Source organism: Eikenella sp. HMSC061C02 (genome assembly GCF_001809035.1).
Classification (GTDB): Bacteria; Pseudomonadota; Gammaproteobacteria; order Burkholderiales; family Neisseriaceae; genus Eikenella; species Eikenella corrodens.
Genome location: NZ_KV795566.1, coordinates 66,054 through 84,838, shown reverse-complemented (window position 1 = coordinate 84,838; position 18,785 = coordinate 66,054). Strand labels below are relative to the sequence as shown.

Annotated in this window: 17 protein-coding genes; 12 read left to right on the top strand and 5 right to left on the bottom strand. The window is 56.2% G+C overall.

Going from position 1 to position 18,785, the window contains the following annotated elements:
• The first annotated feature begins 6 nt into the window (after positions 1–6).
• The 9 genes from murG to ftsZ all read left to right on the top strand — a co-directional run bounded on the left by murG (position 7) and on the right by ftsZ (position 9,904).
• Positions 7–1,077: an undecaprenyldiphospho-muramoylpentapeptide beta-N-acetylglucosaminyltransferase gene (murG, locus tag HMPREF2541_RS09595; protein ID WP_070543372.1), complete on the top strand. Its 1,071-nt coding sequence runs from the start codon at positions 7–9 to the stop codon at positions 1,075–1,077.
• A 78-nt stretch (positions 1,078–1,155) separates the two neighbouring features.
• Positions 1,156–1,872 (top strand): hypothetical protein, encoded by a 717-nt coding sequence (locus HMPREF2541_RS12060; protein ID WP_155733683.1) that lies wholly within the window; start codon positions 1,156–1,158, stop codon positions 1,870–1,872.
• A 167-nt stretch (positions 1,873–2,039) separates the two neighbouring features.
• Positions 2,040–3,437 (top strand): UDP-N-acetylmuramate--L-alanine ligase, encoded by a 1,398-nt coding sequence (gene murC, locus HMPREF2541_RS09585; protein ID WP_070543370.1) that lies wholly within the window; start codon positions 2,040–2,042, stop codon positions 3,435–3,437.
• A complete protein-coding gene (locus HMPREF2541_RS09580; RefSeq protein WP_003822450.1) occupies positions 3,430–4,479 on the top strand; it encodes a hypothetical protein in 1,050 nt (349 codons plus the stop codon). The genes murC and HMPREF2541_RS09580 overlap by 8 nt, the downstream gene beginning before the upstream one ends.
• Before the next feature lie 3 nt (positions 4,480–4,482).
• Positions 4,483–5,529 (top strand): hypothetical protein, encoded by a 1,047-nt coding sequence (locus tag HMPREF2541_RS09575; protein ID WP_070543368.1) that lies wholly within the window; start codon positions 4,483–4,485, stop codon positions 5,527–5,529.
• A 73-nt stretch (positions 5,530–5,602) separates the two neighbouring features.
• Entirely contained in the window at positions 5,603–6,523 is a 921-nt protein-coding gene (locus tag HMPREF2541_RS09570; protein ID WP_070543366.1) for a D-alanine--D-alanine ligase, read from the top strand.
• The gene (locus tag HMPREF2541_RS09565) at positions 6,507–7,262 is read left to right on the top strand and encodes a cell division protein FtsQ/DivIB (protein WP_070543364.1); all 756 of its coding nucleotides are present in this window, start codon (positions 6,507–6,509) and stop codon (positions 7,260–7,262) included. Before HMPREF2541_RS09570 ends, HMPREF2541_RS09565 begins: the two co-directional genes overlap by 17 nt.
• Before the next feature lie 131 nt (positions 7,263–7,393).
• Positions 7,394–8,632 (top strand): cell division protein FtsA, encoded by a 1,239-nt coding sequence (gene ftsA, locus HMPREF2541_RS09560; protein WP_070543362.1) that lies wholly within the window; start codon positions 7,394–7,396, stop codon positions 8,630–8,632.
• Between the two features lie 99 nt (positions 8,633–8,731).
• Positions 8,732–9,904, top strand: a complete 1,173-nt coding sequence (gene ftsZ, locus HMPREF2541_RS09555; RefSeq protein WP_049258065.1) for a cell division protein FtsZ — start codon at positions 8,732–8,734, stop codon at positions 9,902–9,904.
• A gap of 310 nt (positions 9,905–10,214) precedes the next feature.
• Here the strand turns inward: ftsZ and HMPREF2541_RS09550 are convergent, their stop codons facing one another.
• From HMPREF2541_RS09550 to rarD, 5 genes are all read right to left on the bottom strand, one after another.
• Complete coding sequence (locus HMPREF2541_RS09550; protein ID WP_070543361.1) at positions 10,215–10,877, bottom strand: hypothetical protein; 663 nt, start codon at positions 10,875–10,877, stop codon at positions 10,215–10,217.
• Positions 10,878–10,939: 62 nt separating this feature from the next.
• A complete protein-coding gene (locus tag HMPREF2541_RS09545) occupies positions 10,940–11,461 on the bottom strand; it encodes a hypothetical protein (protein WP_070543360.1) in 522 nt (173 codons plus the stop codon).
• Positions 11,462–11,555: 94 nt separating this feature from the next.
• Positions 11,556–13,955, bottom strand: coding sequence for a DNA topoisomerase (ATP-hydrolyzing) subunit B (gene gyrB, locus HMPREF2541_RS09540; protein WP_070543358.1), 2,400 nt, complete (start codon positions 13,953–13,955; stop codon positions 11,556–11,558).
• A 115-nt stretch (positions 13,956–14,070) separates the two neighbouring features.
• On the bottom strand, positions 14,071–14,481 hold the full coding sequence (locus HMPREF2541_RS09535; protein ID WP_064087164.1) for a hypothetical protein: 411 nt from the start codon (positions 14,479–14,481) through the stop codon (positions 14,071–14,073).
• A 167-nt stretch (positions 14,482–14,648) separates the two neighbouring features.
• Complete coding sequence (gene rarD, locus HMPREF2541_RS09530) at positions 14,649–15,575, bottom strand: EamA family transporter RarD (protein ID WP_223417324.1); 927 nt, start codon at positions 15,573–15,575, stop codon at positions 14,649–14,651.
• Positions 15,576–15,913: 338 nt separating this feature from the next.
• Here rarD and HMPREF2541_RS09525 point away from each other — a divergent pair, with 338 nt between their 5' ends.
• From HMPREF2541_RS09525 to HMPREF2541_RS09515, 3 genes are all read left to right on the top strand, one after another.
• Positions 15,914–16,570 carry a hypothetical protein gene (locus tag HMPREF2541_RS09525; protein ID WP_070543356.1) on the top strand — a complete coding sequence of 219 codons (657 nt, stop codon included), beginning with the start codon at positions 15,914–15,916 and terminating at the stop codon, positions 16,568–16,570.
• 216 nt (positions 16,571–16,786) lie between these two features.
• Complete coding sequence (gene mutM, locus HMPREF2541_RS09520) at positions 16,787–17,608, top strand: bifunctional DNA-formamidopyrimidine glycosylase/DNA-(apurinic or apyrimidinic site) lyase (RefSeq protein ID WP_070543354.1); 822 nt, start codon at positions 16,787–16,789, stop codon at positions 17,606–17,608.
• Between the two features lie 45 nt (positions 17,609–17,653).
• Entirely contained in the window at positions 17,654–18,430 is a 777-nt protein-coding gene (locus HMPREF2541_RS09515) for a 1-acyl-sn-glycerol-3-phosphate acyltransferase (protein ID WP_070543352.1), read from the top strand.
• The last annotated feature ends 355 nt before the right edge of the window (positions 18,431–18,785 follow it).

The following is an 18,785-nucleotide window of genomic DNA, read 5'->3' as shown; positions in this document are numbered from 1 at the left end:
CCGAATATGGGCGTGAAAACCTTTTTGCTGATGGCCGGCGGTACCGGCGGGCATATTTTCCCCGCGCTGGCGGTGGCCGCCGCGCTGCGCGAACGCGGGCACAAGGTGGTGTGGCTGGGCAGCGAGGGCGCGATGGAAACGCGTATCGTGCCGCAGCACGGCATCGAAATCGAAACCCTGGCCATCAAAGGCGTGCGCGGCAACGGCCTCAAGCGCAAGCTGATGCTGCCGTTCACGCTGTGGCACACCATCCGTGCGGCGCGAAGCATCATCCGCAAGCATCAGGTAGACGGTGCCATCGGCTTCGGCGGCTTCGTTACCGTGCCCGGCGGCGTGGCAGCCAAGCTGTGCGGCGTGCCGCTGGTGATTCACGAGCAAAATGCCGTGGCCGGGCTTTCCAACCGAATTTTGGCCAAGCTGGCCAGCCGGGTGCTGTATGCCTTCCCAAAGGCGTTTAGCGATGAAAACGGGCTGGTGGGCAACCCCGTGCGCGCTGATATTGCCGCATTGCCCGCGCCGCAAGAGCGGTTTGCTGAGCGTTCAGGTAGCCTGAAGCTGTTGGTTACCGGCGGCAGCCTAGGCGCAGATATTCTCAACCGCCTGCTGCCCGAAGCAATGGCCTTGCTGCTTGCCGAGCAACGCCCCCAAGTGCGGCACCAAAGCGGGCGCGGCAAGCTGGAAGGCTTGCGCCAGCGTTATGCCGAAGCCGGTGTGCAGGCTGAATGCAGCGAATTTATTGATGATATGGCAGCGGCCTACGGTACGGCGGATTTGGTGGTGTGCCGCTCCGGCGCGCTTACCATTGCCGAGCTGGCCGCGGCCGGCGTGGGCGCATTGCTCGTGCCCTACCCCTATGCGGTGGACGACCACCAAACCGCCAACGCCCGTTTCGTGGCCGCCGGCGAGGCCGGGCTGCTTTTGCCGCAGAGCGAGCTGACGGCGGAGAAACTGGCTTTGGTGCTGGGCGGCCTCAACCGCGACACTTGCCTCCAATGGGCGCAAAACGCCCGCCAAATGGCCAAACCGGATAGTGCGGCCAAGGTGGCGGAAGCTGCGCTGGCAGCAGTGGGCGGATGATTGATGTGAGGCTACCTGAAAAGCGGTTTTGAAGTTTCAGGTAGCTTGTCTGAGGCGGTTTTGGAAGGCTACCTGAAAATGGAGTTTGGGATTTCAGGTAGCCTTGGCTTGGCAGGAGAGAGTGCAATGTTCGATTGGCTGAAAAGCAAAAGCCGCCGTGAAACCGGGCGGCTGAATGCGCTGCTGGCCGAAGTGTTCGCACAGCTTGGCGAAGAGCGGCTGCGGCAGGCTGTGGCAGATGGGGCGGTGGCGCGGTTTCCACACGGTTTGGGTAATTGTTTTGACGTGGTTTTCTCTCCCCATGCGGCGGCGTATGAAAACCTGCTGCCGAAGCAAAACGCTGTGTTCCGCCAAATTGCGGTGCGTAACGCGGCCGGGCAGCACACGCGTTTGGAAATCACGGTAATCGACAATCTGCCTGCGGGCATTGCGTTTGACAATGTGGCGTTTGATTTTACGCAGCCGCTGTTTGCGGATACGGGCATGGCCGTCCGGGCGGCATCGGTAACGGAACAGGCTTTGGCACGCCGGCTGGCGGCGTTGGGCTTTGTCGGAGATATACCGGCGGCAGTGGTGAATGAGGTGGAAATCAAAGGGCAGTCCTATCTGCGGCTGCAAGAAACCGCCGATGGTGATTTTGTGGGCTTGGGTGCGGACGATGCGCTGTATTGGTGCAGGCATGCGGGCGGGGTACTGGCGGTGCCGCCGGAGTTGTCTGCCGTGTTGCGGGAGAGGCTGTTTGCCGCGCCACGCGGGGAAACGGCGGCGTTGTTGGCAAGCCTGCTTGATGATTAGCATGCAGATGGTTTAAAGGCCTTGCTTGGGTAGCGTTCCAAGTGGCTGTTTTCAGGTAGCCTCAATAGTAGTATCGGCTTTTCCCGCTTGTGTTGTATCGAAAAATGTTTATCCGCTATACAATAGCGGTTTTGTCTGCAAAGGCTGCTTGGGAAGCAGTGATAACTATGAAGCAACGAGTAAAACGCATCCATTTCGTCGGCATCGGCGGCTCTGGCATGTGCGGCCTGGCCGAGGTGCTGTATAAAGAATTCGACGTATCCGGCTCGGATCAGGCACAAAGCGCGGTAACGCGCCAGCTGGCCGATATGGGCATCAAGGTGTTCCACGGCCATGCGGCAGAGCATATCGAAGGCGTGGACGTGGTGGTTACCTCCACCGCCATCAAGCCGGATAATCCGGAAGTGTTGGCCGCCCGCGAGGCAGGCATTCCGGTGATTCCGCGCGCCATGATGCTGGCGGAAATTATGCGCTTCGGCCAGGGCATCGCCATTGCCGGCACGCACGGCAAAACCACCACCACCAGCCTCACTGCCTCCATTCTCACCGCCGCCGGCCTCGATCCGACTTTCGTTATCGGCGGCAAGCTCACCGCTGCGGGCACCAATGCCAAGCTCGGCGGCGGGCAGTATATTGTGGCCGAGGCCGACGAATCAGACGCCTCTTTCCTGTATCTCACGCCCGTGATTACCGTGGTGACCAATATCGACACCGACCACATGGACACCTACGACCACAGCGTGGACAAGCTGCACCAGGCCTTTGTGGAATTTGTGCATCGTATGCCGTTCTACGGAAAGGCATTTTTGTGTATCGACAGCGAACATGTGCGCGCCATCCTGCCGGAGATTCAGAAACCGTTTGCTACCTATGGCTTAGACGAAACCGCCGATATTTATGCTGATAATGTGCACAGCGAAGGTGCGCAGATGTGCTTTACCGTGCACCTGAACAAACGCTCAATCGCGCCGTTTGAAGTGCGGCTGAATGCGCCGGGGCGGCACAATGTGCTCAACGCGCTGGCTGCCATCGGCGTGGCGCTGGAGTGCGGCGCGGACGTGGAAGCCATTCAGCGTGGGCTGGCCGGTTTCGGCGGCGTGGGACGGCGTTTCCAAAGCTACGGCGAAATCAAGCTGCCGCAAGGCGGCAGCGCCTTGGTGGTCGACGACTACGGCCACCATCCGGTGGAAATGGCTGCCACGCTCTCCGCCGCACGCGGTGCTTATCCAGAACGCCGCCTGGTGTTGGCATTCCAGCCGCACCGCTACACCCGCACCCGCGATTTGTTTGAAGACTTCGTACGCGTGCTGAACACCGCCGATGCAGTGGTGCTGACCGATGTATACGCTGCCGGCGAAGAGCCGATTGTGGCCGCCGACAGCCGTGCGCTCACCCGTGCCCTGCGCGTGGCCGGCAAGCTGGAGCCGATTTACTGCGCTGATGTGGCCGATATGCCCGCCACCTTGCTTAATATGCTGCAAGATGGCGACCTGCTGCTGAATATGGGCGCAGGCAGCATCAATAAAGTACCGCAGGCTTTGCGGGATTTAGCAGCGCATGGATGATTTCCTGAAACGCCGCCAAGAGGCGCGGCAGCGTGCCGCCGCTTTTTGGCAGAGTTGGCAGTGGGAGCAGCCCTGGCAGGCCGGCGGCGGTTGTGTGGCGCTGGTGAATAGCGGAAACTATCTGCTGCACCACTATTTCCCCGGCGTGTTTTTGCAGATCGTGTCGGATTATGCTGTTGATGCCGGCGCTAAATTTCAGGTAGCCTTCAGTAGCGGCGGCCGGTTGGAGCCGATGGCCGATGCAGTGTTGCTGGCTGAGGCTGCGCCACCGGGTTTGCCCTTTGGTGTGCAGGCCTTGCTGCGGCGCTGCCGGGCTGCTGAATTGCCGCATCGCCGGGCTGGTTTTGGCAAAACGCAGCTTTCCGGCAGCCAATTTCAGGTAGCCTGTGCGCCGGGCAGCGATGGTTTGGTGCATTTACAGGTGTTTGTGAACGATAATCCTGATGGCACGGATGCCGACGACCGCCGGTTGGCGGTGTGGCTGCTTTTGGCGCAGGCCTTGGGGCAGTGGGATTTAAACGTGAAAACCGGCTATGTGGAGCTGGTGGAGCAGCCGCCTCGGGGTGGGCTGCCGTTGGCCGAGCTGCCCGCTGCTTTTGATAAGTTGTGGCGTGCCCAGCTGGGGCACAACGGCGTGTATCCAAGCGGCGAGGCGGAATTCCGCGTGTATGGCGCGGAAAACGATGATGGCGAGCCGGCCAAGATTTTGGTGCGCAACGAATCGGCTGCTTCGCTGCTGGGGCGTGCCGATTTGGCCTGGTGTTTGAGTGTGCGCTGTGAAGTGTACGATGACATGAGCCAGGCTCTGGCGCAGGAACTGGCACACGAGTTTTCCGGCTGCGTCGGGCAGCATGAGCAGGGTATTCTCACCGCCATGCTGGCCGATGCGGAAAAAGGCGAATACACCGCCTTTGCCATGGTGGCCGAGCCGGAAGGATTGTGGGAGAAGGTACGGGAAATCACCGCACGCTACGAGCGGCTAGATGCACGGGTCAACTGTGTGTTCGACCCGTCATGGCGGCATTACCGCTTGCAAGGATAAAAGATGACGAAATCAGATACCAACGAAGCCGCAGGCCGGCACAGCCTGAGCGAATGGCAAGATAATGCTCATTGTTTCTGGACAGTGTGGCGGCGCGAAGAGGCGCGGCTTGCAGCGCTGGAAGACCCAGTGGCCTTCGTTACCGAGGCCAATAATTTGTTGCACGAATATTGCCCCGGGGTGGTGGTGGAATTGGAAGGGCCGCCGGCCGACGGCGCGCTGGTGTTCAGCGCCAACGGCGATTTGGAACACTTCCCGCAAGTGCTGGCGCTGATTGCCACAGCTGCGGAATCCACCGAGCGTTCGGTGCTGTGTTTCCGCCAACGGCTGGGCTCGCCCGAGCAGTTTGCCATCCGCATGGGCGGCGTGGAAATGCAGGCGGCGGATATTTTGGTGCGCTGCGAAGAATGGCGCGGCCTGCCTGCGTTGGATGTGGCTTTTGCCAAGCCGCCCAAGGCAGAAGATTTGGAAACCGCGCAGCGGCTGGCGTTGATTATGCTCGACCATGTGTTGGGCGAGTGGGACGCGGTGGTGAAAGTGGGTGCGCTGGATTTTGTGGATACTGCGCCGCCGGAAGCCGTGCCGCTGCACAGGCTACCTGAAAAATTAGACGAAGTATGGAAAGCCTTGGGGCGCGATGCGCTCTATCCCGAGCCGGAATGGCAGTATACCGCCTATCAGCGCGATGAAGACGAAGAAAACGAACAAGATGGCCTAGTGCTGCTGCGCAACGAGTCGGCCAACGGCCTGCTCGGCCGGGCAGATATGGGCTGGTGCGTTTCCGTGCGCTGCGAAATCAACGGCGAAGACGCACTGATGGCGGCCTATCGGCTGCAAGACGAATTCGACGCCGAAGCCTGCCACCGGCAGCAAGGCATCGGCACGATTGCCGTCACCAATCTCACGCGGGGCGAGCGCACCATATTTGCCGCTACTGGCGAGCCGGAGCGCCTCATGGCAAAAGCGCAGGCACTGTGCGAGCAGTTTGCCGAACTCAAGCCGCAGGCCGCGTGCGAATACGACCCGAGCTGGCGGCATTACCGGTTTTAAGTTTTCAGGTAGCCTTTCAGACGGGCGTTTGATGGGGCTACCTGAAAGTAGAAGTAAGAAAGAAGCAAAGCAAATGAACAAGCAGTTTGGCAAAGTGGCCGTATTGAACGGCGGATTTTCCAGCGAGCGTGAAGTGTCGCTCGACAGCGGCGCGGCCGTATTGGCCGCCTTGCAGAGCCGGGGCATCGATGCCCACCGGTTTGACCCGAAAGAGCAAGATATCCTGCAACTGAAAGCGCAGGGTTTTCAGGTAGCCTTCAATGTGCTGCACGGCACTTACGGCGAAGACGGCACCGTGCAGGCGCTGCTTGATTCCATCGGCATCCCCTACACCGGCTGCGGCATGGCCGCCTCTGCGTTGGGTATGGACAAATATCGCTGCAAACTGATTTGGCAGGCGCTCGGCCTGCCCGTGCCCGATTTTGCCGTGTTGCACGATGATACCGATTTTGCCGCCGTGGAAGCGGAGCTTGGCCTGCCGATGTTTGTGAAGCCTGCCGCCGAAGGCAGCAGCGTGGGCGTGGTGAAAGTGAAGCAGGCGGGCGAACTGCCCAAAGTGTACCGCGAGCTGCGCGAACGCCACCTGCACGGCGAAATCATCGCCGAACGCTTTATCGACGGCGGCGAATACACCTGCGCCGTGCTCGGCCAACAAGCCCTGCCCAGCATCCGCATCATCCCCGCCACCGAGTTTTACGATTACGACGCCAAGTATTTCCGCGACGACACGGTATACCAATGCCCCAGCGATTTGGATGCAGCGGGCGAGGCCGAAATCCGTCGCCTGGCCAAAGCGGGCTTTGAAGCCATCGGCGGGCGCGGCTGGGGCAGGGTGGATTTCCTGCGCAGCCAGAGCGGGAAGCTTTATTTGTTGGAAATCAACACTGTGCCTGGCATGACCAGTCACAGCCTGGTGCCGAAAGCCGCCGCGCAAACCGGCTTGGATTTTGCCGATTTATGCGTTGAAGTATTGAGCCATGCGACTTTGGGATAACGCCGGCGCGCTCAAACGCATCAACAGCAGCCTTTATCTTTTGGCTGCTGTCGGCCTGATTTCGGCAGCGGTGATGTGGATGATGAATTCGCCGTATTTTCCGGTGAAACTGGTGAAAATCGACGGCGACCTACACCGTTTAAGTGCCACCCAGCTGCAACAAACCGCCCATCGTCACATCCGCGGCAATATATTCAAAGCCGATTTGAACGAAGCACGGCAGGCGTTTGAAACGCTGCCTTGGGTGGCTAAGGCGGAGGTGCGCCGAATCTGGCCGGATACGGTGCAAATCCGGGTGGAAGAGCGGCAGCCTGTGGCGCGCTGGGAAGGCGGCGGGCTGGTGGATAGCGAAGGCAAAGGCTTTGATGCCCCCACCGATGAAAACTTTCCCGTATTTGCAGGCACGCCGGGAATGCGTAAAATTATGGTGGAGGAATTTATGGAGTTCCAAGCCATCTTGGCGCCGACTAATCTGAAAATCAGCCGCATGGACTATAGTTCGCGTTCCTCGCGGGAGCTGGCTTTGGAAAACGGCATCCGGCTGCATCTGGGTCGTGTCGACGCACAAGATCGTCTGCGCCGCTTTGTGCAGGCATGGCACGAAATCTTGAAAGAACGCGCAGCTGACGTACAATACGTGGATTTGCGCTATAAAGACGGCTTTGCCGTGCGCTACAAACAGGGCGCGGCAGATGAAGACAACAACAAGCAACAACCGCCATCAGGCGGGCATGACTGAAGCAATTATTTTTCTACAAAATGGCGAGTAGTAGCATAGTACACAAGTACAGCAAAGCGAGTTAGCGTAGTAGAAAATGAATAAGTGCTTTAGTGATAAACAACCATTTCAACAATAAGCGAGACAGAGTTATGTCAAACAACAAACAACTGGTGGGCGCACTGGATATCGGCACCTCGAAAACCATCGTTTTGATCGGCGAAGTGCAAGACGATAAGGAAATTCACATCATCGGCTTTGGCCAAGCGCCGTCACACGGCTTGAAAGCCGGCATGGTAACCAATATTGATGCCACCGCCCAAGCTATTACCCAGGCTATGGAAGAAGCCCAACTGATGGCTGATTGCCAAATTGGCAGCGTGGTAACCGGCATTGCCGGCAACCACATCCGTAGCATGAATTCGCAAGGTGTGGTAAAAATCAAGGAAGGCGAAGTAACACAGGCCGACATCGACCGTGCCATCGAAACCGCCAAAGCCGTAAACATTCCGCCGGATCACCAGATTCTGCACACCGTGGTGCAGGAATATATTATTGACAACCAGCCCGGCGTGCGCGAGCCTATCGGCATGAGCGGTGTGCGGCTGGATACGCGCATTCATATCGTAACCGGTGCGGTTACTGCCATGCAGAACATTCAAAAATGTATAGAACGCTGCGGTCTGCACATCGACAATATGATTCTGCAGCCCTTGGCCAGCGGCCGTGCTGCGCTGACTGAAGACGAGAAAGAACTGGGCGTGTGCGTCATCGATATCGGCGGCGGCACGACCGATATCGCCGTGTACACCAACGGTGCCATCCGCCACACTGCTGTGATTCCGGTGGCCGGCGATTTGATTACCCGCGATTTGGCGCAAGCCCTGCGTACTCCTTATAACGCCGCCGAATACATCAAAATCAACCATGGCGTAGCCTTGGCTACCGGCGATGGCTTGGATGAAATGATTGAAGTACCCAGCGTGGGCGACCGCAGCCCACGCCAGATTTCACGCCGTGTGTTGGCCAGCGTTATCGGCCCGCGCGTGGAAGAAATTTTGGAACTGACCCGCAATGAACTGCACCGTTCCGGTTTCCCCGAAGAAGTGCTCACCTCTGGTGTGGTGCTCACCGGCGGCGCATCTTTGCTTTCCGGTGTGGTGGAACTGGCTGAAGACGTGTTCAATCTGCCTGCCCGTGTCGGTGTGCCGAAGGAAATGGGCGGTTTGTCGGAACGCATCCGTAACCCGCGCTACGCCACAGCCATCGGCCTCCTGCAAACCGCTGCTGAATACAGCAGCCAGCATGGCACGCATAACACCGTGCGACAGGCTGCAGAGGGAGATTCTGTTTTCTACCGCCTCAAAGAGTGGCTGAAAAACAATTTCTAAGCTTTTTGCTTATTCTTGCACACAAAATCCGTTCAAACCTTTATAATACGGGCGATTTCAGTTTTCAGGTAGCCTTCCGGGGCGCAAAAGGAGTGTTAAATGCAGTTGGTTTATGATGTTGTCGAATCCGCAGCCAGTCCGGCGGTCATTAAAGTTATCGGTATTGGTGGCGGCGGCTGTAATGCTATTAACAATATGATAGACAACACGGTACAAGGCGTTGAATTTATTAGCGCCAACACCGATGCCCAGTCTTTGCAGGGCAGCAAAGCGCCCAAGCGCATCCAGCTAGGTACTAATTTGACCAAAGGTTTGGGGGCTGGCGCCAATCCGGAAACCGGCCGCAATGCCGCTCTAGAAGACCGTGAAACCATCGCCGACGCCATTCAAGGCGCCAATATGCTGTTCATTACCACCGGTATGGGTGGCGGCACCGGTACCGGCGCTGCTCCGGTAGTGGCCGAGATTGCCCGTGAGCTGGGTATCTTGACCGTGGCTGTGGTGACCCGCCCGTTCGAACATGAAGGCAAACGCATCCAGATTGCCAAAGATGGCTTGGAAACCCTGAAAAACCAAGTAGACTCGCTCATCGTTATCCCGAACGACAAACTGATGACCGCCCTGGGCGAAGATGTAACCGTGCGCCAAGCATTCCGTGCTGCTGATAACGTGTTGCGCAACGCGGTGGCCGGTATTGCCGAAGTGATTACCTGCCCCGGCATGATCAACTTGGACTTCGCCGACGTACGCAATGTAATGGGCATCATGGGCATGGCCATGATGGGTTCTGGTTTCGCACAAGGCATCGACCGTGCCCGTTTGGCTACCGAGCAGGCAATTGCCAGCCCGCTGCTGGACAACGTAACGCTGGAAGGCGCACGCGGCGTGTTGGTGAACATCACTACCGCCCCTGATGGTCTGACCATGAAAGAGTACAAAGAAATCATGTCAGTAGTGAGCGAATATGCTCACCCTGATGCTGAATTGAAATATGGTACAGCTGAAGACGCTGCCATGGAGGAAGGCGAAATTCGCGTTACCATCATTGCCACCGGCCTGAAAGAGCAAGGCGATAACAGCCAGAGCAGCAATTTGCGCATGGTGAAAGCTGCCCAAGCTACCGGCACAGATGGCGCATTCCCGGAAATCGACAGCGTTATCCGTTCCGGTCGCACTGCCCGCACCATGAATTTGGCTGCTTCTGATTTTGCCAACCAATCTGTGTTGGATGATTTCGAAATTCCGGCGGTGATCCGCCGCCAGGCTGATTAAATCAGTTTGGTTCTCAATGTAAAACCTGCCTCTTTATGAGGCAGGTTTTTGTTTGGTTTGTTGGATGGAATGGTGAAAGGTTACTGATTAGTTGAGCTAGGCGAATAGCTGATGAACATTCTTGCACTTTCCAATGTCATTCTTACGCTATTGATGACCGCTGGCGGCGAATCATGAATAGTCATTCAAAATATATATTGGGGTATTTAGCCTAGCAAAGATCTAGACTTAGTTCGGCTAGGATAGCATTGTAAGTCCGTTGCCGCTTATATTTTCAGGTAGCCTTTGAGGCTACCTGAAAACATTTCGGCTAGTGGTTGCAGCCGCAGTTGTGGCCGTGCTCGTGCCCGTGGTGTTCGTGTTCGGGCTGGCTCTCGCCGCCGTGTTCGTTTTGGAAGAATTGGTGCGCTTGGCGGGCGGCTTGGCTGCCGAGGTCTTCGATCATGAGGGAGACGTATTCGGGGAAGAGGTAGCGGCCACCGAGTTTGGCGCGGGCGGCGTCGGTTTCGGGATCGAGGCTGGGGATGGGGGTGGAGAGGTCTACTTGGCCGTCCCATTTGATGGTGAAGCGTTTGTCGGCAAAGCGGATGGGGATGAGCTCGGCTTCTTTGTGGCGGTGCATCAGGCACATGGCTTGACGGCTGAATACGTCGTAGAGCCAGGCGTCGCCTTGGTCGGTGTTGAACAGGAGGTAGGCGCTGGGGGTGGCGGTTTCAAAGCCGGTGGCGGTTACGTAGTCTTGGCCGGCACGGGTGTGCTCGACTACGGTGTGGCATTCTTCGGTGAGCGGGGTGCGGCCGAAGCGTTCGCCGGCCTGGTGGCAGATTTCGGCGTGGCGCCAGCTTTGGTATTTGGCTTCTTGGGCGGCGCGGTTGAGCAGCTCGGCGATTTTGCCGCCTTGTTTGTTTTGGCGTTTTTTTGCCTGCTGGCGGAGATGTTCGAGGGTGTCGGCGGTGGTGTGGATGTATTTCATGCAGGGTCTCTTTTTAATTTGATGTGAGGCTACCTGAAAATGTTTCAGGTAGCCTTTCGGGTTTATTGGGCTGTGCCGGAGGCTTCGCTGGCGGCCGGGGTTGCGGAGGCGTCGGCGGGGTTTTTCAGCCAGGCGGCGGTGTCTTTGGCGAGGGTGTCGGTTACGCGTTCGAGCACGGAGCAGGAGCTTTTAAACATGCCGCCCATGCCGCCGAGGGAGCGGCGGGAAAGCTCGGTGGTGGCAGTTTGCTGGCCGTTTTCGTAGCGGGTGAGGCGGATGTGTATGGATTTGTAGTGGCCGGTGAAGGCGCTGCCGTAGCTGCGGGCGTCGGTAATCTGCACTTCGAGGCGGTTGGGCTGCCCGGCGAGGCTGTCGGCGCCGGTAGCCTGCAGTTCGATGCCGCCGGCTTTGGCTTGCTCGATGATTTTGCGGCTGAAGTTTGCGCCTAAATCGGTGCATTCTTGGCGGATGCGGTCGGCCACTTTGGCTTCGGGGGCGTAGGGGATGGTGTCGGCGATAAAGCTTTGGGCGTAGGTTTGGCCGGCGATGAGGAGGGCGGCGATAGCGGTGAGGCGGCGGAGCATAGGGCGTCCTTGTGGTGGTTGAACGGTGGAGTAAGGAGTTTTAAATTTTCAGGTAGCCTTTGTGGGAAAGGCTACCTGAAAAATCTGCGCTGCTTTATGCATCAATATTTTGTGCAATCAGGGCGTTGGTTTCGATGAACTCGCGGCGGGGTTCGACTTCGTCGCCCATGAGGGTAACGAATACTTTGTCGGCGGCGATGGCATCTTCGATGCGCACTTTCAGGAGGCGGCGCACTTCCGGGTCCATGGTGGTTTCCCACAGCTGTTCGGCGTTCATCTCGCCCAGCCCTTTGTAGCGCTGGATGGCCATGCCTTTTTGCGCACCGGCGAGCAGGATGTCGATGGACTGCTCGAAGCTGTTTACGGTTTGCGGCTCGGCTTCGCCTTTGTGGAGCAGGGCGCCGGGCTCAACCAGGCCTTGGAGCTGTTCGGCGGTGCGGCTGATGGTTTGGTAGGCTTTGCTGTCGATGAATTTCTGGTCGAGATAGGAAACCATCACGTTGCCGTGCAGCTGGCGGGTGATTTTGATGAAATGGCCGCCTTCGTGGCCGTCGAGTCGCTCCAGCGCCACTTCTTCTTTGGCCAGCAGGGAGGAGAGGGCGGCAATGGCGGTATCAGTGCTTTCGGCGCTTTCGAGCGAAATGGGGGCGGTGTCAAGCAGGGCGCGCAGCACGAGGCCGTCGATGATGCGGCTTTCCTGTTCGATGGTGCTGCGGGCGCGGAGGAACTGCTTGGCGGCGCGTTCCAGCTCGGCGCCTTCCAGCGTGCGGCCGCCGGAAACGATTTTGGCTTTGTCTACAGCGAGGCCGAGCAGGAATTCGTCTTTTTCCGTGTCGTCTTTCAGGTAGCGTTCCTGCTTGCCGTATTTGGCTTTATACAGCGGGGGTTGGGCGATGTAGATGTAGCCGCGCTCCACCAGTTCGGGCATTTGGCGGTAGAAGAAGGTTAGGAGTAGGGTGCGGATATGGGCGCCGTCCACGTCGGCATCGGTCATAATGATGATACGGTGGTAGCGCAGTTTTTCCAGATTGAATTCTTCTTTGCCGATGGAGGTGCCCAGCGCGGTAATCAGGGTGGCCACTTCTTGACTGGCGAGCATTTTCTCGAAGCGGGCTTTTTCCACGTTGAGGATTTTGCCCTTCAGCGGCAGGATAGCTTGGAATTTGCGGTCGCGGCCTTGTTTGGCGGAGCCGCCGGCGGAATCGCCCTCCACCAGATAAAGCTCGGATAAGGCAGGGTCTTTTTCTTGGCAGTCGGCCAGTTTGCCCGGCAGGCCAAGGCCGTCCATCACGCCTTTGCGGCGGGTGATTTCGCGCGCTTTGCGGGCAGCTTCGCGGGCGCGGGCGGCATCTACGATTTTGCTGCAAATGATTTTGGCGTCTTGCGGATTTTCTTCCAAGAATTCGTGCAGCGCCTGGCTGAGCACTTCGTTCACCACGGGGGCGATTTCGCTGGAAACCAGTTTGTCTTTGGTTTGGGAGGAGAATTTCGGGTCGGGCAGTTTCACGGAAAGCACGCACACCAAGCCTTCGCGCATATCGTCGCCGCTGGTATCCACCTTGGCTTTCTTAGCGATTTCGTTGGCTTCGATATATTGGTTGATGGTGCGTGTCATGGCGGTGCGTAGGGCGGTGAGGTGGGTACCGCCGTCGCGCTGCGGGATGTTGTTGGTGAAACATTGCACGGATTCTTGGTAGCTGTCGTTCCACTGCATGGCGCATTCTACGGCCATGCCGTCTCTTTCGCCGAGGGTGTAGAAGATTTTGTCGTGCAAGGGTTTTTTGCCGCCGGTGGTGTAGCGGACAAAGCCGGCCACGCCGCCGGATTCGGCGAAGTTTTCGTGTTTACTGTCGCGTTTGTCGAACAGTTCGATTTTCACGCCGTTGTTCAGAAAGGACAATTCACGGATACGCTTGGCCAAGGTTTCAAATTTATATTGCACCTCGCCGAAGGTTTCTTCGCTGGCCATGAATTGCACGCGCGTACCGTGTTTGTCGGCCGGGCAATCGGCCACGGCTTTGAGCGGGGCAACGGTTTCGCCACGGCGGAATTCGACAAAATGCTCTTTGCCTTCGCGCCAGATGGTGAGTTTCAGCCAGTCGGACAGGGCGTTTACTACGGATACGCCCACGCCGTGCAGACCGCCGGAGACTTTGTAGCTGTTGTTGTCGAACTTGCCGCCCGCGTGCAGGATGGTCATGATCACTTCGGCAGCGGAGCGACCTTCTTTGGGGTGGATGCCGGTGGGGATGCCGCGCCCGTTGTCTTCGATGGTGATGGATTCGTCGGCGTTGATGGACACGGTGATGCTGTCGCAATGGCCGGCCAGTGCTTCATCGATTGCGTTGTCGAGCACTTCGAACACCATGTGGTGCAGGCCGGAGCCGTCCTGCGTATCGCCGATATACATGCCGGGGCGTTTACGCACGGCCTCCAAACCTTCGAGGACTTGGATACTGTCTGCGCCGTATTCTTGCTGGGTTTGTTCTGTCATGGTTGTTTTGCTGTGATGAGAATGAGTTTGAGGCTACCTGAAATAGTGTTTGCTACAAGTAGGTTTGATTTATCAGGGTAGGTTTTCTAGTTTTTTAGCGTGTTAGATTGTTTCTTCACGCTGCGTGGAGTGCTTCTTCATAAGTGGGCGGTTTGCCCCGATAGAGAATCAGTATTTCCGGCTGTTTCATTGTGTTTTTAGGGTTAATCCACTCTAAGGTATTGATCAGGATATACCATTCAACTAGGGATAAGCCGCCTTCCAGTGTTTCGCATACATCAAAATACAGGCAGGGACGGTTTGGTTGGTTATCGCTTTCAGACGTTATCAGTTTGTGCGTGGACCAGTTTTGTTGTTCAAAAATGCCTTGGTCTGCGGCTTTGCCTGCTGCAGCTATTAGAGCGGTCATCCATTGGAAGCCGTCCGCAATAATCAGGTGGCTGTTGCTGAACATGCCGTGATGTTCCACCACGGTGTTGTTGTAACGGATAGTGATGTGGTTAAAGCGGATTTCTATTGTAATCATTTTCTATGGTAATCATACAGATGTGTGCTGAGACTCAGGGTTTCAGGTTACTTGAAACCCAACGTGTAATTATAACACATTACCTAAGTCGTTTTGGTCTGAGAAAGAACAGGCTTCCGCTTAGGAAGCCTGGTTTCATTACATTAAAGCAGATAATTTCAGGCAGCCTATTCTGCCTTTTCGCGGCGCATGGTTTGGATACCGTGATACAGCATCACGATGATGCTCGCCCAAATCAGGCTGTGGCTCACCATGGCCACCCAATCTAAATGCTCGCCCAGCACAAACACCGAAAGCAGAAACAGCAGCGCCGGCTCCAGATAGCTCAGCATGCCGAACAGCACCACCGGCAAAAGCTCGTTGGCTGTGAGGTTGACCTGCATTGATACCGCGCCGTTGAGCCCCAAGAGTACGGCAAATAAAAGCAGAATCGGCTTGGCCTCGATCATGGCCGGGCTGGGTGAATACATCACCAGATACCAAATAACGAAAGGCAGCGCCAAAATCAAATCCAGCAAGAGTCCGAGTAGCGGCGGTACGCCTTGCCAGCGGCGCATGATGTAATAAATCGGGAAGGTGGCGAACACGGCAATGGTTACCCAAGAAAATGTGCCGCTGTTCCAGATTTCCAGCGCCACCGCCGCCGAAGCCAGCAGCACGGCAACCAGCTGCAGCCGATCGAGCCGCTCGCGGAACACCATCACCCCGCCCAGCATCATCGCAAGCGGAAACAGGAAGTAGCCCATCGATACGTCCACGCCCTTGCCGTTTACCGGCGCCCACATATAAAGCCAAATCTGCCCGATCATAATCGGCGCGGGCAGTAGCACCAACGCCCAGCGGCGCACATTGCCGCCGATTTCGTGCAGGAATTTGGCCGCATCGTGTTTGGCCGAAGTGAGCAGCATAATAGAGAGCGCACAGGCAAACGTGCCCACGATACGCCAGGCAAACACATCCGTGCCGCTCATCGGCCGCATCCACGGGCCAAACATAAACAGCGAGCCGAACAGAATATTGGAGACCACGGCCGCAATAATCCCCTTGGCCATTCTCGACATATACAGCCTTTCGGAATTAAAGATAGTTAACATTATAAACGTCTTCTCGCTGCTTGGCACGTTTTGGCAGTTCTTGCCCAAATAGCCGTGGGGAAAGAGAAACATGGCAATGATTTGCCTATTTGTTCCGTGGGCAAAGGCTACCTGAAAAATTCCGGCGGTGGTTTGTGTGAAGTTGGGTTAATTAAGATAGAAAGGATTTGAGGTTGCTTGATTAAGACGATTTTTCAGGTAGCCTTCTGCGCACTCAAAGGCTACCTGAAAAATATCGCGGCGCTTCAGGCAGCCTCTCTTGTTGATTAAACATTGCCCAGTTTGTCTTTCTCTTGTACTCTGCTGCCTCCCTGCAATCTTGTTTTAAGGAAGCTGAGATGTCTGTTTATGCTAAAGCCCTTTTGCCGCTGCTGTTGGCTGCCTTGTGTGCCTGCCGTGTGGATGTGGGCCACTATGATGGCGAGGCTGCCAGCCAGGCCGCTGCCGCTGCGCCTGTTTTGCAAAGCGTGGAAGTGGGCAAGACCACAGTGGATCAGATACGGGCGTTGTATCCCGATGCGGTGAAGATGGAAGACGGTGTGATCATTTTCGGCAACCGGAGGCTTGGTAGTGAATCCGGTGCGGTGGAAGTGTATCAGAGCAATGTTCAGAACGGCTTTCCGTTGCGCATATTTTCGTTTGATGGCGAGAGCAAGCTGCTGCAAATGATGATTTTGGCGCGCACGGATAATGAAGTGGCGCCCTTGGTGAAAGATTTGGAAGCCGCCGGGTTTGCACCCTATCCGCACCTGAGCGTGGAAGAATTTACCGTGCTCAACAGCGGCATGTTCGTTACGGCCGAAGAGCGGGAAAAGTTTTTGGCCGAAAACGGTATACAGCAGTTTAAGCGCGGCAACCTGCTGGCTTTTGTGATGACTAAGGGTGTCAACAATGGCAAGGCCGGAATCTTTATCATGAACCTCGCCTACGAGCCGGAACACCGCGCCAAATGGCAGCGGCAGGAGGCCGCCAAACAGCAGGCGGGGCAGCAATAGCCTATCAGGTTTCAGCTGGTTTTTTCAGGTAGCCTTCGCACTACAAAGAGGCTACCTGAAAAATAGTGACTGTATTTTTGCTTACCAAAACTAGGCCTTGGCTTTATTAAAAACATCTATCCACTTTATTGAGTTAAAGCTCACGTTTCCCGGTAGCCTAAATTAGATAAAACGTCTAAACTTCCCGCTTTATTCACTTCAACCCTGAATTTTGCTATGCCCGAATTACCAGAAGTTGAAACTACCCGACGGGGTATCCAGCCCTATATGCAGGGCAAAACCGTGGCCGAAGTGGTGGTGCGCCAGCCGAAATTGCGTTGGCCGGTGTCGCCTGATTTAGCGCAGCAGCTTGCCAGCAGCCATATTGTGTATATTCATCGCCGTGCCAAGTATTTACTATTTGAGTTTCCTCATGGCGTGATGCTGCTGCATTTGGGTATGTCGGGCAGTCTGCGCGTATACCCCAATGACAGTGCACCACCGCCGGGAAAGCACGACCATATCGATATCATTACTGTTGACCAAACTGTGTTGCGCCTGCGCGATCCGCGCCGCTTTGGTTCGGTGCTGTGGTTTACGGGTGCGGCCGAGCAGCATCCGCTGTTGCAGCATCTGGGCCCTGAGCCACTACAAGAAGAGTTCACTTCAGGCTACCTGAAAAATGCGCTTTCACGCCGCAAAAGCGCCATCAAAACTGCGTTGATGGATAATAAAGTTGTGGTGGGCGTGGGCAATATTTATGCTAACGAAGCACTGTTTGCCGCCGGCATCCTGCCTACCCGCCGCGCCGACCGCGTGTCTGCCGAAGAGTGCCGCCGTTTAGTGGTGGAAATCCGTAACGTGCTGCACTGTGCCATAGAAGTTGGCGGCAGCAGCTTGCGCGATTTTGTGCACAGCGACGGGCAAAGCGGCTATTTTCAGCAGCAATATCATGTATATGGCCGCGAGGGAGAACCTTGCCACCATTGTGGTACGCCGATTGCACGGCAGATTGTCGGCCAGCGCAGCAGCTTTTACTGCCCGAAATGCCAGCGTTGAAGCCGTTCAGGCAGCCTTCTCAATCTAATAATTAAACCAACACAAATGAGCACGCAATCCACTTCAATCTTTACCCGCCTGTTCCGCATCCTGCACCTACTATTTTGGTTCTTCCGCGCTGGCTACCGCCTGTTCCGACTGAGTGAATACAACCAGCATAGCAAAGACGTGATGCAGGATTTGGCGAGCAGTATGTTGAAAGTGTTGCATATCCGAATCGAAGCCAATCCGAACAACCCGCCGTTTCCGCCCGTGTTTCTCGGGGCGGCGAATCATGTGTCCTGGCTCGATCCGATGATTCTGATGGCCATGTATCCCACCGTGTTTATCGCCAAGCGCGAAATCCGGTCCTGGCCGGTGTTGGGTGCGGTGGTGGCGCGTACCGGTGCGGTGTTTATCAATCGTAACAGCCGCAACGATGTGGCGCCGGTAAACGAAGCTATTGTGCGCTCGATGAGTGCGGGACACAGCGTGTCGTTCTTCCCTGAATCCAAAGCCTCAGATGGGATGGCGTTGCTGCCGTTTAAAGCCGCACTGTTCCAATCCGCACTGGACAGTGGCCTGCCTGTGGTGGCCGTGGCGCTGCGCTATTGTGACAGCGTAGGCCGTCGTAGCACCGCTCCCGCCTATGCCGGCAATACCAGCCTCCTCACCGCGCTGTGGCGCATCGTATCCATGCCCGAAATCATCGTCCGTGCCGATTGCTCCGAGCCGCTGACTCTAAACGCAGAGGAAGCCGCTGATGCTTCCGCCCGCTTTTTGCTCAAAGATAAGGCGGAAGCTTTTGTTGGCGCGATTGTAAACGGTGAGGATAAGGGCTGATTGCTATTGCAGGAATGAAAAGAGGCTACCTGAAAAGTTTCAGGTAGCCTTTATTAATAACTGGGAGGCTGTTGTTTTTTTGTGAATGATATATTTGTGTACTAGATGCACCGTTTTATTCTCAAGCCCACCTTGGCAAGTATTTCAGCTTGAAGCCCGTCAGTGGTGGATTTTTGTCTGTTTGTAGCTTGCTATGTTGGTGGTAGAGCCATCATGCTAAAAAATAGATGGCAAGTTTTCAGGTAGCCTCTGCCTATATGGCGAATAGTTTTTTACATTCACTATATTGATAGTATTGAGTATAATGCGCGGTTTCTTGCCATGTATCAACCTAGCTGTGTAGATTTTAATAGAA

What these genes read in the sequence shown, in the direction of transcription:
- murG (WP_070543372.1), top strand. Translation starts at nt 7, where the DNA reads ATGGGCGTGAAAACCTTTTTGCTGATGGCCGGCGGTACCGGCGGGCAT.
- HMPREF2541_RS12060 (WP_155733683.1), top strand. Translation starts at nt 1,156, where the DNA reads ATGGAGTTTGGGATTTCAGGTAGCCTTGGCTTGGCAGGAGAGAGTGCA.
- murC (WP_070543370.1), top strand. Translation starts at nt 2,040, where the DNA reads ATGAAGCAACGAGTAAAACGCATCCATTTCGTCGGCATCGGCGGCTCT.
- HMPREF2541_RS09580 (WP_003822450.1), top strand. Translation starts at nt 3,430, where the DNA reads ATGGATGATTTCCTGAAACGCCGCCAAGAGGCGCGGCAGCGTGCCGCC.
- HMPREF2541_RS09575 (WP_070543368.1), top strand. Translation starts at nt 4,483, where the DNA reads ATGACGAAATCAGATACCAACGAAGCCGCAGGCCGGCACAGCCTGAGC.
- HMPREF2541_RS09570 (WP_070543366.1), top strand. Translation starts at nt 5,603, where the DNA reads ATGAACAAGCAGTTTGGCAAAGTGGCCGTATTGAACGGCGGATTTTCC.
- HMPREF2541_RS09565 (WP_070543364.1), top strand. Translation starts at nt 6,507, where the DNA reads ATGCGACTTTGGGATAACGCCGGCGCGCTCAAACGCATCAACAGCAGC.
- ftsA (WP_070543362.1), top strand. Translation starts at nt 7,394, where the DNA reads ATGTCAAACAACAAACAACTGGTGGGCGCACTGGATATCGGCACCTCG.
- ftsZ (WP_049258065.1), top strand. Translation starts at nt 8,732, where the DNA reads ATGCAGTTGGTTTATGATGTTGTCGAATCCGCAGCCAGTCCGGCGGTC.
- HMPREF2541_RS09550 (WP_070543361.1), bottom strand. Translation starts at nt 10,877, where the DNA reads ATGAAATACATCCACACCACCGCCGACACCCTCGAACATCTCCGCCAG.
- HMPREF2541_RS09545 (WP_070543360.1), bottom strand. Translation starts at nt 11,461, where the DNA reads ATGCTCCGCCGCCTCACCGCTATCGCCGCCCTCCTCATCGCCGGCCAA.
- gyrB (WP_070543358.1), bottom strand. Translation starts at nt 13,955, where the DNA reads ATGACAGAACAAACCCAGCAAGAATACGGCGCAGACAGTATCCAAGTC.
- HMPREF2541_RS09535 (WP_064087164.1), bottom strand. Translation starts at nt 14,481, where the DNA reads ATGATTACAATAGAAATCCGCTTTAACCACATCACTATCCGTTACAAC.
- rarD (WP_223417324.1), bottom strand. Translation starts at nt 15,575, where the DNA reads ATGTTAACTATCTTTAATTCCGAAAGGCTGTATATGTCGAGAATGGCC.
- HMPREF2541_RS09525 (WP_070543356.1), top strand. Translation starts at nt 15,914, where the DNA reads ATGTCTGTTTATGCTAAAGCCCTTTTGCCGCTGCTGTTGGCTGCCTTG.
- mutM (WP_070543354.1), top strand. Translation starts at nt 16,787, where the DNA reads ATGCCCGAATTACCAGAAGTTGAAACTACCCGACGGGGTATCCAGCCC.
- HMPREF2541_RS09515 (WP_070543352.1), top strand. Translation starts at nt 17,654, where the DNA reads ATGAGCACGCAATCCACTTCAATCTTTACCCGCCTGTTCCGCATCCTG.